Origin of the sequence: Streptomyces sp. NPDC058534 (assembly GCF_042717365.1) — a bacterium.
Classification (GTDB): Bacteria; Actinomycetota; Actinomycetes; order Streptomycetales; family Streptomycetaceae; genus Streptomyces.
In genome coordinates, this window is sequence record NZ_JBHXNW010000025.1 from 2,826 (window position 1) to 17,540 (window position 14,715).

Below are 14,715 nucleotides of genomic sequence, written 5' to 3' on the forward strand. Positions count from 1 at the left end.
CGACCGGCAGCACCCCGGCGGAGACCGGAAGCACACCCGTTGAGACCGGCAGCACCCCGGCGGAGACCGGAAGCACACCCGTTGAGACCGGCAGCACCCCGGCGGAGACCGGAAGCACACCCGTTGAGACCGGCAGCACCCCGGCGGAGACCGGAAGCACACCCGTTGAGACCGGCAGCACCCCGGCGCAGGCCGGAAGCACGCCGGTGGCGACCGGCAGCACCCCGGTCGAGGCCGGAAGCACCCCCGTAAGGACCGGTGGCGTGGGCCCCGTTCATGACGTCGGCTCCCGCAGTATGCGGTCCGCCGGCACCTCGGCGGTGACCGTCACGGCGGACGGTTCCAGATCGTTCGGCGTCGGCATCACGCTGCCCGGCAGCCGGACGGCGGCGGCGCCGTGCGCGACGGCGGAGGCGAGGGCGCCGGGCCCCGCTCCCCGGGCGATCAGGAATCCGGCGAGGGAGGAGTCGCCGGCGCCCACGTTGCTGCGTACGGCGTCCACGCGGGCGGTGCCGAACCAGGTGCCCTCCTCGGCCACGAGCAGTTGCCCGTCGGCGCCCAGGCTGGCGAGCACGGACCGGGCGCCCAGCTCCCGCAGTTCCTCGGCGGCCTTCACGGCGTCGCCGACCGTGGCGAGGGGGCGTCCGACGGCCTCCGCGAGTTCCTCGGCGTTCGGCTTGACCACGTCGGGGCGCTCGCGCAGGGCCTGGAGCAGGGCCGGTCCCGAGGTGTCCAGGGCGATGCGGACACCGGCGGCGTGCGCCCGGGCGACCAGCTCGGCGTACCAGGAGGGGGCGAGGCCGCGGGGCAGGCTGCCGCAGCAGGCGATCCAGTCGGCGCCGGGCGACTGGCTCCGTACGGTCTCCAGGAGCAGTTCCCGTTCGGCCGCGGACAGTTCGGGGCCCGGTGCGTTGATCTTCGTCAGGACGCCGTCGGCCTCGGCGAGCGCGATGTTGGAGCGGGTGGCCCCGGCGATCGGCACCGGCGCGACCTCGATGCCCTGGGCGTCCAGCAGATCGGCCACCAGTGCTCCCGGCGCCCCGCCGAGCGGCAGCACCGCCACGGTGCGCTGTCCGGCCGCCGTCACCGCCCGCGAGACGTTCACGCCCTTGCCGCCCGGGTCCACGCGCTCGCCCGTGGCGCGGACGACCTCGCCGCGGTCGAGCGAGGGGACCTCGTAGGTGCGGTCCAGGGACGGGTTGGGGGTGACGGTGAGGATCATGCGCGTACTACTTCCGTGCCGGCGCGCTCGACGTCGCCCGCGTCTTCGGGGCTCAGCCCGCTGTCGGTGATCAGCAGGTCCACGTCGCCCAGGGCACCGAAGCGGGCGAAGTGCTCCTGGCCGTACTTCGAGGAGTCGGCGACCAGCACCACGCGGCGGGCGGCGGCCACAGCGGCCCGCTTGACGGCGGCCTCGGCGAGGTCGGGGGTGGTCAGGCCGTACTCGACGGAGAAGCCGTTGGCCGCCACCACCGTGACGTCGGCGCGGATCTCGCCGTACGCGCGCAGCGCCCAGGCGTCCACGGCGGCGCGGGTACGGTGCCGGACCCGGCCGCCGACCAGGTGGAGCTGGATGCCGGGGTGGTCGGCGAGGCGGGCGGCGATGGGCAGGCTGTGGGTGACGACGGTCAGCGAGCTCTCCGCCGGGATCGCCGCCGCCATGCGGGCCACCGTCGAGCCGGCGTCGAGGATCAGCGTGCCCTCGGTGGGCAGTTCGGCCAGGGCCGCCTTGGCGATCCGGTCCTTCTCGTCGGCGGCGGTGGACTCGCGCTCGGCGAGGTCCGGCTCGAAGTCGAGCCGCCCGGCGGGGATCGCGCCGCCGTGCACCCGGCGGAGCAGCCCGGCGCGGTCGAGCGCCGTGAGGTCGCGGCGGATGGTCTCCGCGGTCACCTGGAACTCCTCGGCGAGCGACACCACGTCCACCCGGCCACTGTCCCGGGCGAGCCGGAGGATCTCCTGCTGCCGCTCCGGTGCGTACATGACCGTTCACCTCCGAACTGTGCCCGAACCTGTGGTTTCTCTCGGAGGCTACGCCCGGTTTTCGGGAATGTAAACAGGAGAACACAGGCGTTCGGACACACTCGGGCATGAACGGGCATGTGTAGCGGAAGGCAGGGGCCTGCGCTCAGAGCAGCGCGGGCTCCTTCTCGTCCGCCGGCTCCTCCGCCGGGGCCCCTTCCACGTGCTGCGCGGGCCGCTTGGGCAGCGCGAACATCAGCAGGAAGATGACGGCCATCACCCCGGCCACCCAGCCCAGCGCGTTCTGGAAGGCGTCCGCGTAGGCCGGACCGAGGCGAGCGGGGGCGAGGTGGTCGCTCATCGTGCCGAAGAAGACCACCGACACCAGGCCGAGGCCGAGCGCGTTGCCCATCTGCATCACGGTGTTGATCAGCCCGGACGCGGCCCCGGCGTGCTCACGCGGCACCTGGGACAGCACCGCGTCGGTCAGCGGCGCGACGATCAGACCCATGCCGACGCCCATCACGGCCAGCGGCAGCGCCATCTGCCAGGACGTGATGCCGAGGCCGTAGCGCTCGGACTCCCAGATGTAGAGCAGCACTCCGGCCGCCATCACCAGCGCGCCCGCCTGGAGCACCTTGCGCCCGAAGCGCGGGACCAGCAGCTGCACCGACACCCCGGCCGCCACGGAGACCGCGATCGAGAACGGCACTCCGGTCAGCCCGGCCCGCAGCGCGGTCCAGCCGAGGCCCACCTGCATGTACAGCGTCCACACCAGGAAGAAGATGCCGAGCGCGATGCCGAAGACGGTCTGCACGGCGATACCGGCCGCGAAGCTCTTGACCTTGAACAGCGACAGCTCGACCAGCGGCGAGCCGTCCCGCGCGCTCTTGCGCCGCTCGTACGCCACCAGCACCGCGAGGACCACGAGCGAGCCGGCCATCGACAGGTACCCCCACAGCGGCCAGTCCAGCTCCCGGCCCCGGGTGAGCGGGTAGACCAGCATCAGCATGCCGAGGGTGACCAGCGCGACCCCGACCAGGTCAAGGCGCAGGGCGCGCGGCGCCTTGGACTCCGTGATGAAGCGGCTGCCGAGGACGAGTCCCGCGATGCCGACCGGCAGGTTGATGAGGAAGATGGGCCGCCATTCGAGGCCGAAGAGGTTCCACTCGGTGAGCAGGGCGCCCAGCAGCGGGCCGGAGACGGCGCCGAGGCCGACGATCGCGCCGAACAGCCCGAAGACCTTGCCGCGTTCGTGCGCCGGGAACGTGGCGTGCACGATCGACAGGACCTGCGGCACCATCAGCGCCGCCATGGCGCCCTGGAGGATGCGGGAGGCGACCAGCATCTCCGGGTTCGCCGCCAGACCGCACAGCGCGGACGCCAGGGTGAAGCCGCCGATGCCGATGAGGAACACCCGCTTGCGGCCGTGGATGTCGCCGAGCCGTCCGCCGGTGATCAGACCGGCGGCGAAGGCGAGGGCGTAGCCGGCCGTTATCCACTGGATCTGGCTGACGGAGGCGCCCTCGTCCCGCTGGATCGACGGGATCGCGATGTTGACGATGGTGACGTCGACCAGGTCCATGAAGGCCGCGGTCATCACGATCGCGAGGGCGAACCAGCGGCGGCGGTCGCCCGGGGCGGGCGGGGCGGGTGAAGCGGGCGGGACGGGTGGCGTGTCCGGGGTCTGCGTGAAGGTCATGGGAGGAAGTTAGGACGCCAGTAGGACGGATCGCGTCCTAGATGTGCGGCATCCTCGGTTCCATGACGACGGACACTCCGGCCCGGCTGCTGACGCTCCTCTCCCTCCTCCAGACGCCCCGCGAATGGCCCGGCGGCGAGCTGGCCGGCCGGCTCGGGGTCTCCCGCCGGACGGTCCGGCGCGACATCGACCGGCTGCGCGAGCTGGGCTACCCCGTGCAGGCCACCATGGGCGCGGACGGCGGCTACCGGCTGGTGGCCGGCAAGGCGATGCCGCCGCTCGTCCTCGACGACGAGGAGGCGGTGGCCATCGCGGTCGGGCTGCGGGCCGGCGCCGGGCACGCGGTCGAGGGCCTGGACGAGGCGTCGGTGCGGGCGCTGGCCAAGCTGGAGCAGGTGCTGCCGTCGCGGCTGCGGCACCGGGTGACCACGCTCCAGGCCGCGACCACGCCGCTGACCAGCGGGGACGGGCCGAGCATCGCGCCCGGCACACTGACCGTCATGGCCTCGACGGTGGCCGGACACGAGCGGCTGCGGTTCGCCTACCGCGCGGGCGACGGCACCGAGTCGCGGCGCGTGACGGAGCCGTACCGGCTGGTGTCGACCGGGCGCCGCTGGTACCTGATCGCCTACGACCTCGACCGCGACGACTGGCGGACCTTCCGGGTCGACCGGGTCAGCGAACCCTTCGCCACCGGCGCGCGGTTCACGCCCCGGGAGCTGCCGGCCGGGGACGCGGCCGAGTACCTGCGGCGCTCGATGCAGCGGCGCAACGACTCGTACGGGATCGAGGTCCTCTTCCTCGAACCGCCCGAGGCCGTCGCGGCACGGCTGCCGCAGTGGCTCGGGGCGCCGGAAGCGGTGGCCGGCGGCGCGTCGTGCGTCCTGCGGGCGACGGTGTCCGACGCGCCCGAGTGGATGGCGGTGCGGCTGGCGATGACGGGACTGGAGTTCCGGGTCCGGCAGCCGGCGGAACTGGTCGACCAAGTAAGGGAGTTGGGGGCGCGGCTGGGGCGGGCGGCGGAGTCCGGTACCGGGTGATGCCGCGGCTCACCCCTGACCGGACGGCTCGTCCTCCCACGTGAAGTCGCGCAGGGCCGCCAGGTTCCGCAGGGCCTGGTCCAGGGGGCTGCGTGCCGTCGCGTCGGACGTCGCCCAGTGTTCCGCCGCGACGCGCACCGCCGCGCCCGCCACGGCGGCCGCGAAGTGGAGGCGCGGAGAGGCCGCGAGGCGTGCGGCAACGTTGTCGTCACCGCCGGACATCCGCGCGGCCAGCGCCTCCACGAGCCCGCGCTCCGTGCTGTGGCAGACCTCCGCCCACACCTTGCGCAGCGCCGGGCTGCTCCCGGCCAGGCGGATCAGGGTGCGGGCCCACTCCCAGGAGGCGGCCGAGACCCCGGCGCCCGGGGTCAGGGTGTGCCGCACGGCGTGTTCCAGCGCCTCGGGCGGGGACAGTTCGGCCGGGGCGTCGCGGACCGCCCGCACCCAGCGCTCGGCGCCGAGGGCGTACAGCGGGGCGACGGCCTCCTCCTTGGCCGCGAAGTAGCGGTAGAAGGTGCGCGGCGCGATACCGGCGGCGCGGGCGATGTCCTCGGCGCGGGTGGCTCTGAGGCCCTGGCCGACGAAGAGGCGGGCCGCCGCGCGGGCGATCTCCATGCGGGTCTCGGCCTTGCGCCGTTCGGTCAGGGAGACCGGTCCCGACCCGGGGTCGGGGAATGCGGGGATGGTGCTGCTCACTTCGGCAGGCTATGCCGCTGTGGCAGAATCTGCCATTCGGCGGGCCACCCCGGGGTTCAGGTTCGGGGTGTCCCGCCGGCCCGCTCGGCTCGCGGACGACTCGCGACGACTCCCTACGACTCCCGACGGCTCGCGGACAGGGAGAGAGCCGGGCTGCGGCACCCCGGGGGGAGGGGCGCCGAGCCCGGCTCGGGAAAGTCCCGGCACCGGGGGGAGTGCGTCGGGACGTGGTCCTGAAGGGGCGGCGGGCCGGTGGTTCCGGGCCCCTTGCGGGCGGGCCCGGAGTTCTTTTTCCCGGGCCCCCGCGGGTTGAAGCAGCGTTGTACGGCCATGTTTGCGCGGGGTTCGGCCACCGGCGTGCGCCCCACCCGCCACGTCACGCCCCCGCGTCACGTGCCGGCTCTACGCCGCCGCCTCGAAGCCGGTCGAACGGGCCAGCTTCTTCAGCTCGAGGAGCGCGTGCTTCTCGATCTGCCGGATCCGCTCACGCGTGAGGCCGTGCTCCTTGCCGACCTCGGTCAGCGTGCGCTCGCGGCCGTCGACGATGCCGTACCGCATCTTGATGATGGAGGCGGTGCGCGGGTCGAGGCGGCCGATGAGGTCGTCCAGCTCCTCGCTGCGCAGCAGGGTCAGCACCGACTGCTCGGGCGACACGGCGGAGGTGTCCTCCAGCAGGTCGCCGAACTGGGTCTCGCCCTCGTCGTCCACCGACATGTTCAGCGAGACCGGGTCGCGGGCCCAGTCGAGCACGTCGGTGACGCGCTCCGGGGTCGAGCCCAGCTCGGCCGCGATCTCGGCGGGCTCCGGCTCGCGGCCGTGCTCGCGGTTGAACTCGCGCTGCACGCGCCGGATCCGGCCCAGCTCCTCCACCAGGTGGACGGGCAGGCGGATGGTGCGCGACTGGTCGGCGATGGACCGGGTGATGGCCTGACGGATCCACCAGGTCGCGTAGGTCGAGAACTTGAAGCCCTTGCGGTAGTCGAACTTCTCGACCGCGCGGACCAGGCCGGCGTTGCCCTCCTGGATCAGGTCGAGCAGCGGCAGACCGCTGCGCGGGTAGCGGCGGGCGACCGCGACGACCAGGCGGAGGTTGGACCGGATGAAGACGTCCTTCGCCCGCTCGCTCTCGTCGATCAGGGCCTGGAGTTCCTCACGGGTGGCATCCGCCCCGGTCTCCTCGTAGCCTTCGAGGACCTGCCGCGCGAACACACCGGCCTCGATGGTCTGGGACAGCTCGACCTCCTTGGCGGCGTCGAGCAGCGGTGTGCGCGCGATCTCGTCGAGGTACATGCCGACCAGATCGCGGTCGGCGAGCTCTCCGCCGCCTGCGCGGACGCTGGTTGCCGCGCCGGAGGTCTCGCCGGTGGCGGACTTACGACGGGCGACGGCACGGGTTGCCATGCGTGCTCCCTTGCGATGGTGGTTCAGCGGGTGGTCCGGTGGACGCTCAGCACTGTGGGGGACTCTCCTCGGGTGCCCTGCATCCGATGGAAACAACGACTGGAATCCGGACAGAATTCCCAACCCGCCCCTCGATTTTTCTGATCATGCAGTACCCTGTGCCGCCACAGGAGGTGGCGTGATGCCGACGGCGCGTACGGATGTCCAGGTCAGACCGGGAGTCGAGGACGACCTCAAGGCGCTCACCGACCTCTACAACCACTACGTGTGTGAGACGCCCATCACGTTCGACACCGAGCCCTTCACCGCGGAGGAGCGCCGCCCTTGGCTGCTCTCCCACCCTGAAGACGGCCCGTACCGGCTGAGGGTTGCCACGGACGCGGACTCACAGGAGATTCTGGGGTACGCCACCTCCAGCCCCTACCGCGCGAAGCCCGCCTACGGAACCTCGGTGGAGACCACCGTCTACGTCGCCCCGGGCGCCGGCGGCCGGGGCGTCGGCACGCTGCTCTACACGTCCCTCTTCGAGGCGCTGGCGGGCGAGGACCTGCACCGCGCCTACGCGGGCATCGCGCAGCCCAACGAGGCCTCGGCCCGGCTGCACGAGCGCCTGGGCTTCCGGCACGTCGGCACGTACCGCGAGGTGGGCCGCAAGTTCGGCCGCTACTGGGACGTGGCCTGGTACGAGAAGCCGCTGTAGCCCCCGCGCGGCCGGCGGTCAGCCGAACTGCACCGACCGCTTGGCCAGCCCCATCCAGAACCCGTCGATCACCGACCGCCGAAGGTCCAGTTCACCGGCCGCGTCCGCGGCCCCCATGGTCACGAACAGGGGCGCGAAGTGCTCGGTGCGCGGGTGGGCGAGCCGCCCCGCCGGGGACTTGCGGGCGAAGTCGAGCAGCCCGTCCACGTCACCGTCCTCCAGCGCGCGCCGGCCCCAGTCGTCGAACTCCGCGGACCAGGAGGGGACGCCGTCCTGACGCAGCGCGGCCAGGTTGTGGGTGAAGAAGCCGGAGCCGATGATCAGCACGCCCTCGTCGCGCAGCGGCGCCAGCCGGCGGCCGGTCTCCATCAGCCGTTCCGGGTCGAGGGTCGGCATGGAGACCTGGAGGACCGGGATGTCGGCGTCGGGGTACATCTCGACGAGCGGCACGTAGGCGCCGTGGTCGAGGCCGCGGTCGGGGACGTCCTGGACGGGCGTGCCGGGGGCGCGCAGCAGCTTGCGTACGGACTCGGCGAGCGCGGGGGCGCCGGGGGCCTCGTAGCGCACCCGGTAGTAGTGCTCCGGGAAGCCCCAGAAGTCGTACACCAGGGGCAGGGTCCTGGTGGCGCCGAGGGCGAGCGGGGACTCCTCCCAGTGGGCGGAGACGATGAGGATCGCCTTCGGCCGGGGCAGGCCGGCGGCCCACGCGGCGAGTTCGCCGGGCCAGACCGGGTCGTCGGCGAGGGGCGGGGCGCCGTGGCTGAGGTAGAGGGCGGGCATGCGCTCCTGCGTGGCGGCGGTCATGACTGCTGCTCCCATACGGCCGATACTTGAACTCTCAATCTCTACTGGCCATTAATCTACCCCAATCCACCCCGAACTTGTTTAACTTTCAAGGAGTCGTTTCGTAGAGTGGGACCCATGAACGACGAACCCCGCTGGCTCACCGACGAGGAGCAGCTCGTCTGGCGCTCCTACATCGAGGCCGCCACCCTCCTGGAGGACCACCTCGACCGGCAGCTCCAGCGCGACGCGGGCATGCCGCACGTCTACTACGGTCTGCTGGTCAAACTGGCCGAGTCGCCGAGGCGGCGGCTGCGGATGACGGAGCTGGCCAGATACGCGAAGATCACCCGTTCCCGGCTCTCGCACGCGGTCGCCCGGCTGGAGAAGAACGGCTGGGTCCGCCGCGAGGACTGCCCCTCCGACAAGCGCGGCCAGTTCGCCATCCTCACGGACGAGGGGTACGCGGTGCTGCGCAGGACGGCTCCCGGCCATGTGCACGCCGTGCGCCAGGCCGTCTTCGACCGGCTCACCCCCGGACAGCAGAAGTCCCTCGGCGAGATGATGCGGATCGACGCCGCGGGACTTCAGCCGAGCGAAGCGGGTGCGGACCTGCCCTGGCTGCGCTGAACGCGCGGCCGGGGCAGGTCCTGGGAGCCGTGTGCGGAGGGCGTCCCCTCCCCCCGCACACGGATGGAACGGATGGCCCGAGCGGGTATCGGGTCCGGCGTCAGTGGGCGACGACCGGCACCGGCAGCTCGTCCTCGACCGCGTCGCCCGAAGCCGACCCGGTGACGGTGGTGCCGCCCGGGCGTCCGGCGTTGATGAAGGTCAGGGCGATCACGGCGGCCACCACCAGGATGCCGACGGCGAACCAGATGGCGCTGGTGTAGCCCTGCACCTGGCCCTGGAGCTGGACCAGCTGCTGCTGGGACCGGGAGGACGCGCCGCCGATGTGGTCGGCGACGTAGGACGTGGTGGCCGAGGCGGCGATCGTGTTCAGCAGCGCCGTGCCGATCGCGCCGCCCACCTGCTGCGAGGTGTTGACCATCGCCGAGGCGACACCGGCGTCCCGCGCCTCCACGCCCATGGTGGCCATGGACATGGCCGGCATGAACGCCGTACCCATGCCGAGGCCGAGCAGGAGCATGCCGGGCAGCAGCACACCGGCGTAGGAGGTGTCGATCTCCAGCTGGGTCAGCAGCAGCATGCCGACGGCGGCGACCAGGAAGCCGGGGCCCATCAGCAGCCGGGGCGCGACCCGGGTCATCAGGCGGGTGCCGATCTGGGTGGAGCCCGCGATCATGCCCGCGATCATCGGCAGGAAGGCGAAGCCGGTCTTCACCGGCGTGTAGCCCTTCACGATCTGGAGGTAGTAGGTCAGGAAGAGGAACAGGCCGAACATCGCGATGATCGCCAGGCCCAGCGAGAGGTAGATCCCGCCGCGGTTGCGCTCGGTGATCACCCGCAGCGGCAGCAGCGGGGCCTTGACCTTCGACTCGACGACCACGAAGGCGAACAGCAGCACGGCCGCGCCGACGAACATGCCGACCGTCACCGAGTCGCTCCAGCCGTTGGACTCGGCGCGGGTGAAGCCGTAGACGAGCGCGACCAGACCGAGGGTGGACAGGATCACGCCGGGGATGTCGAGCGGCGAGCGGTTGCGGCCGCCCTGGGGCTCACGGATGACGAGGTAGGCACCGGCCGCGGCGACGATGGCGAACGGGATGTTGACGAAGAACGTCCAGCGCCAGTTCAGGTACTCGGTGAGGAAACCGCCGAGGATCAGACCCACGGCGCCGCCGCCACCGGCGATCGCGCCGTAGATGCCGAAGGCCTTGGCGCGCTCCTTGGCGTCCGTGAACATCACGGCCAGCAGGGAGAGCGCGGCGGGCGCGAGCAGGGCGCCGAAGGCACCCTGGAGGGCGCGGGAGCCGAACATCATCGCCTCGTTGGTGGCCGCGCCGCCGAGCGCCGAGGCGGCGGCGAAGCCTGCCAGGCCGAGGACGAAGGTGCGCTTGCGGCCCCACAGGTCGGCTATCCGGCCGCCGAACAGCAGCAGACCGCCGAAGGCGAGGGCATAGGCCGTGACGACCCACTGCCGGTTGCCGTCGGAGATGCCGAGGTCCTGCTGGGCGGAGGGCAGGGCGATGTTCACGATGGTGGCGTCGAGGACCACCATCAGCTGGGCGAGCGCGATGAAGACGAGCGCTTTCCAGCGTCCGGCGTCCGGAACGCCGGGAGCCTTGACGGCTGTTTGAGACATGGAGATACCCACTTCGGGACTTCGTGACGGATAAAGGTGAGTAAAGGGACGTACTGATCTACGGCGACGGCCGAACGGTCGGGTGTCGCGGAGCTACTGGAAGCAGTGGTGCTACTGGTCGCAGGGCCGGCGCAGATCCTCCATGGTCACTTCGCTGCCCGGCAGGACGGAGCGGGCCGGTGCCCGCAGCCCGTCCAGGAACAGCTGGAGATGGCGGTGGACGAACCGGTCGGCGCTCAGGCACCCCGTACCGGCCGGGGGCCGGCTCAGCTGGGCGGCGGCGATCATCAGGTCGCCCACGCCCACGTCGTTACGGAGCTGACCGGCCGCCTTCGCCCGGTCCATGACCTCGGCGACGAGTCGCTCGACCCGTTCGCGCGCCGCTTCCAGGTCGGGGTGGTGCTGGTCGAAAGTGCTGGAGACCATCGGGCACAGGGCGCTGATCCGCTCGTCGGCGGAGGCGTGCACGAAGCGCTCCAGCGCCTCGAACGCGTCCCCGGTCTCCGCGAGGGCCAGCTCGGCCGCCCGTGCCGTGCGGTCCATGACCGAGCAGACGACCTCACGGACGAGGGCGTCGCGGTCGGGGAAGTTGCGGTACACCGTGGCGTTGCCCACGCCGGCCCGGCGGGCGATCTCGTCGAGCGGCACCTCGGGGCCGTGTTCGACGAACATCTCCCGGGCGGCGGTGACGATCCGCTCCCGGTTGCGCAGAGCGTCGGCACGGGGCCGGGGCACCTTGCGCTGCTCGGGGGTCGCGGTCTGCACGGCGTACTCCTTGGTGATGGGGTTCGCGATCCGGGGAGACACTCCCCGCTTCGCTCGGACACAGGGCTAAACGGGGAAACGATCCCCGGTTATTTCCCGGGCCCGGAAAGAAACACCGTGACCTGAGTCACAGCACCGGAACGACCCGGCCCCTCACCCTCCGTGAGGCCCCAACGCCCGTCCCCCGGACGGAAGCTACCGGCGAGAAACCCACGATCGGCCGCTCCAGCGCGCGCCCGCACACCCCGCGGCACAGGGTGAGCGCAGGAGCGCAGCCGGTGCCGGGCCGCTGCCGTGGTCCGGGGAGGTCCGCATGCAGGCGCAGCCGCCGAGACGACGCATACGTCCGCGCCGGCCGGCCGCGATCGGGACGGTCGGCGTCCTGACCCTCGCGCTCAGCACCTCGGCGAGCACCGGCGGGCTCGCGCCGGGCACCGCGCCCGCGGGCGCCGGGCCGGCCGCCCTCTCCCGCTCCTCCGCGCACGGCCCCTGCATGATCAGTGGTGGACCCGGGATCCAGATGTCCGAGGGTGTTCCGACCTCCGCCGGCTACGCCCCCTCGACCGGCACGGTCCGGGCCCTGACCCTGATGATCGACTTCTCCGACGCGCCCGGCGAGGGCGAGGCGCTCGACCGGTTCGCGGAGTTCTTCCCGAAGACCGAGGAGTGGTTCCGCACCAGCTCCTACGGCCGCCTCGACTACCGCCCCGAGACCCCCGTGCGGGACTGGCTGCGGATGCCGAAGTCGTTCGCGGAGTACGGCATAGAGCGCGGCGCCCCCTTCGAACCCGGCTACCGCAAACTGGTCCAGGACCTCGTGGCGGCGGCCGACGCGGAGGTGGACTTCCGCTCCTACGACCTGCTGAACGTGCTGGTCACCCCGAACGCGGGCCCGTCCGCCCTGGACACGGTGCTGTCCGTGACGTTCGCCGGGAACACCGACGCCCCGGTCGCCGACGGCGTCCCGGTGGCCAACGCGTCCTTCGTCTACTCCCGACAGGACGACGGCTCCGGCTCCTACGGCGAGACCGGCTACCGGGTGCTGCCGCACGAGAACGGCCATGTCTTCGGACTCCCCGACCTCTACACCCAGGAGGGCGGGGGCGCGGTCGGGCACTGGGACATCATGAGCGAGGACTGGGGCGCCAGCAACGACCTCCTCGGCTGGCACAAGTGGAAGCTGGGCTGGCTCGACCCCTCCCAGGTGCACTGCGCCGCCGCGGCCGGGACGACCGAGTACACGCTGACGCCGCTGGCCCGCAAGGGCGGCGACAAGCTGGTGGTCGTCCCGCTGGACGGCGAGTCCGGCTACGCGCTCGAGCTGCGCACCCAGGCGGGCAACGACGAGACGGTGTGCCGGCCGGGTGTGCTCGTCTACAAGGTCGACGCGGACGTGGACACCGGCATGGGTCCGGTGAAGGTCTACGACTCCCAGCGCGACAGCGGCGGCTGCACCCGCGGCCCGAACGTCCACGCCGAACTCTCCGACGCCGCCTTCACTCCGGGCGAGACCTTCAAGGACCCGGCCCGCGACGTCACGATCAAGGTTTCGGCCGCGGACGGGAGCGGCGACCACCGGGTGCGGGTCACCCGCGACTGACGGCCCGGGCGCCGGGCCGGCGGGCCCCGGTCCGCGGCGGGCGGGACTACCGTGGCCCTGCCGCGAACGCCCTACCGGAGAGCCGATGCCCGCCAACACCACGAACGCCGTCGCAAGCGACGGGGCCGCCGCCGTGCCGGACGAGGCGGTGGCGCCGCTGCTGCGCGGGATCACCGTGCTGCGCCGGCTGACCGAGGCGGACGGCGGCGCGCTCAGCCTCAGCGGGCTGGAGAAGGCCACCGGACTGGCCCGGTCCACGGTCGACCGCCTCACCGCGACCCTCGCCCGCGTGGGATACGTCCGCCTGGACGGCCGCGACGTGTCCCTCGCCCCCCGGCTGATGGAACTGGGCAACGCCTACCTCGCCGCGCTCCGCCTGCCCGGCCTGCTGGCCGCCCGCGCCGACGCCCTCGCCGACGAGCTGGACGAGTCGGTGTCGCTGGCGGTCGGCGACCGGGACGGCATCCGCTTCATCCACCAGGCCACCCGCCGCCGCGCGATGTCCCTGAGCTTCCGCATCGGTGACCTGCTTCCCGCCGAACGCACCGCGCCGGGACCGCTGTTCGCCGCCGGGTGGACACCGGCCGACTGGCACCGCTGGCACGAGCGCCGGGCGGCCGACCCGGAGGACCGCCGCTTCCCCGCCGTACCGCCGCGCGAACACGGCGCCCCGGACGAGGACTTCGAGCAACGTACGGCGCGGGCGGCGGGCGACGGCTGGGCGCTGGACGACCAGTTGATCGAACCGGGCCTGGTCGCGGTCTCGGTCCCGGTGCGCGAGCCCGGCACCGGACGGGTGGCGTGCGTGGCGAGCGTGGTGAGCCACACCAGCCGCCACACGGCACCGGACCTGCGGGCGACCCTGCTCCCCCGGCTGCGCGCGGCGGTCGCCGCGATGGAGGACGACCTGCGCACCGCGCCGCCGCCACAGCCGGGGCCGCCGCCCTCGGGTCTGGCCACCTGGACCGGCGCGTCGAAGCAGGAGCTGGGCCGGGAGTTCGTGGAGTCGCTGGCCCGCGGGCTGACCGTGCTGACCGCCTTCGGCGAGGGCCGCCCGGCGCTGACCCTCACGGAGGTCGCGAAGGCCACCGGCCTGGCCCGCGCGACCGCCCGCCGGGCGCTGATCACCTACGAGCACGCGGGGCTGGTGGCACCGGCTACCGACCGCGCGTTCGCGCTCACCCCCCGGGTGCTGTCCCTCGGCTTCCCGCCGCTCTCCCGCACGTCCCTGCCCGAGATCGCCCAGCCGCACCTGACGGCGCTGGCCGGCCGCGTCCACGAGTCGGCGGCGCTGGCCGTCCTGTCGGAGACGGGCGAGGAGATCCAGTACACGGCCCGGGCGTCCACCGGCCGCGTGCTGAGCGCCCACGTCACGGTCGGTGCCCGGCTTCCCGCGTACGCGACGGCGCTGGGCCGCGTGCTGCTGGCCGGCCGCCCGGACGGCGCGGGGACACCGTCCGACGTGCTGCGGGAGGTGCGGGCGCGGGGCCACGCCCTGGTCGACGAGGAGCTGGAGGCCGGGCTGCGCGCCGTCGCGGTCCCGGTGCGGGACCGTACGGGACGGGTGGTGGCCGCCGTGAACGTGGCGATGCACGCGGCGCGGTGGACGACGGAGGAGTGCGTGACGCGGGTCCTGCCGGAGCTGCGGCGCACGGCGGACCTCATCGAGGCCGAACTGCGGGTGGCGGGGCGCTTCTGCCGGGTGCCCGCCGTCTGACCCGGCGGAGACGGCGGCGGGGCGCGGCGGGGGGGGGGCGCGGGCGCGGGGGTGGGCCGCCCCGGCAGCACAGCCAACGCCGACAG

General features: G+C 72.9%; 13 protein-coding genes and 1 pseudogene. 5 read left to right on the forward strand and 9 right to left on the reverse strand.

Annotated elements, in window-relative coordinates; genetic code table 11:
* The 4 genes and pseudogenes from ACFWR9_RS17480 to ACFWR9_RS17495 all read right to left on the reverse strand — a co-directional run.
* Positions 1-244 (reverse strand): annotated as a pseudogene (locus ACFWR9_RS17480) (hypothetical protein); the annotation flags it as partial.
* Positions 245-274: 30 nt separating this feature from the next.
* The gene (pfkB, locus tag ACFWR9_RS17485) at positions 275-1,222 is read right to left on the reverse strand and encodes a 1-phosphofructokinase (RefSeq protein WP_383842445.1); all 948 of its coding nucleotides are present in this window, start codon (positions 1,220-1,222) and stop codon (positions 275-277) included.
* Entirely contained in the window at positions 1,219-1,980 is a 762-nt protein-coding gene (locus ACFWR9_RS17490; RefSeq protein ID WP_383842448.1) for a DeoR/GlpR family DNA-binding transcription regulator, read from the reverse strand. Before ACFWR9_RS17490 ends, pfkB begins: the two co-directional genes overlap by 4 nt.
* 145 nt (positions 1,981-2,125) lie before the next feature.
* The gene (locus ACFWR9_RS17495) at positions 2,126-3,661 is read right to left on the reverse strand and encodes an MFS transporter (protein ID WP_383842451.1); all 1,536 of its coding nucleotides are present in this window, start codon (positions 3,659-3,661) and stop codon (positions 2,126-2,128) included.
* 62 nt (positions 3,662-3,723) lie between these two features.
* Between ACFWR9_RS17495 and ACFWR9_RS17500 the strand changes: the two genes are divergently transcribed.
* Positions 3,724-4,701: a helix-turn-helix transcriptional regulator gene (locus ACFWR9_RS17500; RefSeq protein WP_383842455.1), complete on the forward strand. Its 978-nt coding sequence runs from the start codon at positions 3,724-3,726 to the stop codon at positions 4,699-4,701.
* A gap of 9 nt (positions 4,702-4,710) precedes the next feature.
* Here the strand turns inward: ACFWR9_RS17500 and ACFWR9_RS17505 are convergent, their stop codons facing one another.
* Together ACFWR9_RS17505 and ACFWR9_RS17510 are read right to left on the reverse strand one after the other, a co-directional pair.
* Positions 4,711-5,397, reverse strand: a complete 687-nt coding sequence (locus ACFWR9_RS17505) for a TetR/AcrR family transcriptional regulator (protein ID WP_383842458.1) — start codon at positions 5,395-5,397, stop codon at positions 4,711-4,713.
* Positions 5,398-5,799: 402 nt separating this feature from the next.
* Positions 5,800-6,798: an RNA polymerase sigma factor RpoD/SigA gene (locus ACFWR9_RS17510; protein ID WP_383842461.1), complete on the reverse strand. Its 999-nt coding sequence runs from the start codon at positions 6,796-6,798 to the stop codon at positions 5,800-5,802.
* Positions 6,799-6,979: 181 nt separating this feature from the next.
* On the opposite strand from ACFWR9_RS17510, the gene ACFWR9_RS17515 reads away from it, so the two are divergent.
* Positions 6,980-7,498 carry a GNAT family N-acetyltransferase gene (locus tag ACFWR9_RS17515; RefSeq protein ID WP_383842464.1) on the forward strand — a complete coding sequence of 173 codons (519 nt, stop codon included), beginning with the start codon at positions 6,980-6,982 and terminating at the stop codon, positions 7,496-7,498.
* 18 nt (positions 7,499-7,516) lie between these two features.
* On the opposite strand, the gene ACFWR9_RS17520 is transcribed toward ACFWR9_RS17515, so the two are convergent.
* On the reverse strand, positions 7,517-8,302 hold the full coding sequence (locus ACFWR9_RS17520) for a dioxygenase (protein WP_383842467.1): 786 nt from the start codon (positions 8,300-8,302) through the stop codon (positions 7,517-7,519).
* A gap of 117 nt (positions 8,303-8,419) precedes the next feature.
* Between ACFWR9_RS17520 and ACFWR9_RS17525 the strand changes: the two genes are divergently transcribed.
* Positions 8,420-8,911: a MarR family winged helix-turn-helix transcriptional regulator gene (locus ACFWR9_RS17525; RefSeq protein ID WP_383842470.1), complete on the forward strand. Its 492-nt coding sequence runs from the start codon at positions 8,420-8,422 to the stop codon at positions 8,909-8,911.
* A 100-nt stretch (positions 8,912-9,011) separates the two neighbouring features.
* Here ACFWR9_RS17525 and ACFWR9_RS17530 read toward each other — a convergent pair whose 3' ends face one another.
* Both ACFWR9_RS17530 and ACFWR9_RS17535 read right to left on the reverse strand, forming a co-directional pair.
* Positions 9,012-10,547: an MFS transporter gene (locus tag ACFWR9_RS17530; RefSeq protein WP_383842473.1), complete on the reverse strand. Its 1,536-nt coding sequence runs from the start codon at positions 10,545-10,547 to the stop codon at positions 9,012-9,014.
* A gap of 111 nt (positions 10,548-10,658) precedes the next feature.
* Positions 10,659-11,312, reverse strand: a complete 654-nt coding sequence (locus ACFWR9_RS17535; protein ID WP_161326721.1) for a TetR/AcrR family transcriptional regulator — start codon at positions 11,310-11,312, stop codon at positions 10,659-10,661.
* Between the two features lie 313 nt (positions 11,313-11,625).
* On the opposite strand from ACFWR9_RS17535, the gene ACFWR9_RS17540 reads away from it, so the two are divergent.
* Together ACFWR9_RS17540 and ACFWR9_RS17545 are read left to right on the forward strand one after the other, a co-directional pair.
* On the forward strand, positions 11,626-12,912 hold the full coding sequence (locus ACFWR9_RS17540) for a M6 family metalloprotease domain-containing protein (protein WP_383842477.1): 1,287 nt from the start codon (positions 11,626-11,628) through the stop codon (positions 12,910-12,912).
* Between the two features lie 85 nt (positions 12,913-12,997).
* On the forward strand, positions 12,998-14,629 hold the full coding sequence (locus ACFWR9_RS17545; protein ID WP_383842480.1) for an IclR family transcriptional regulator C-terminal domain-containing protein: 1,632 nt from the start codon (positions 12,998-13,000) through the stop codon (positions 14,627-14,629).
* Positions 14,630-14,715: the final 86 nt, after the last annotated feature.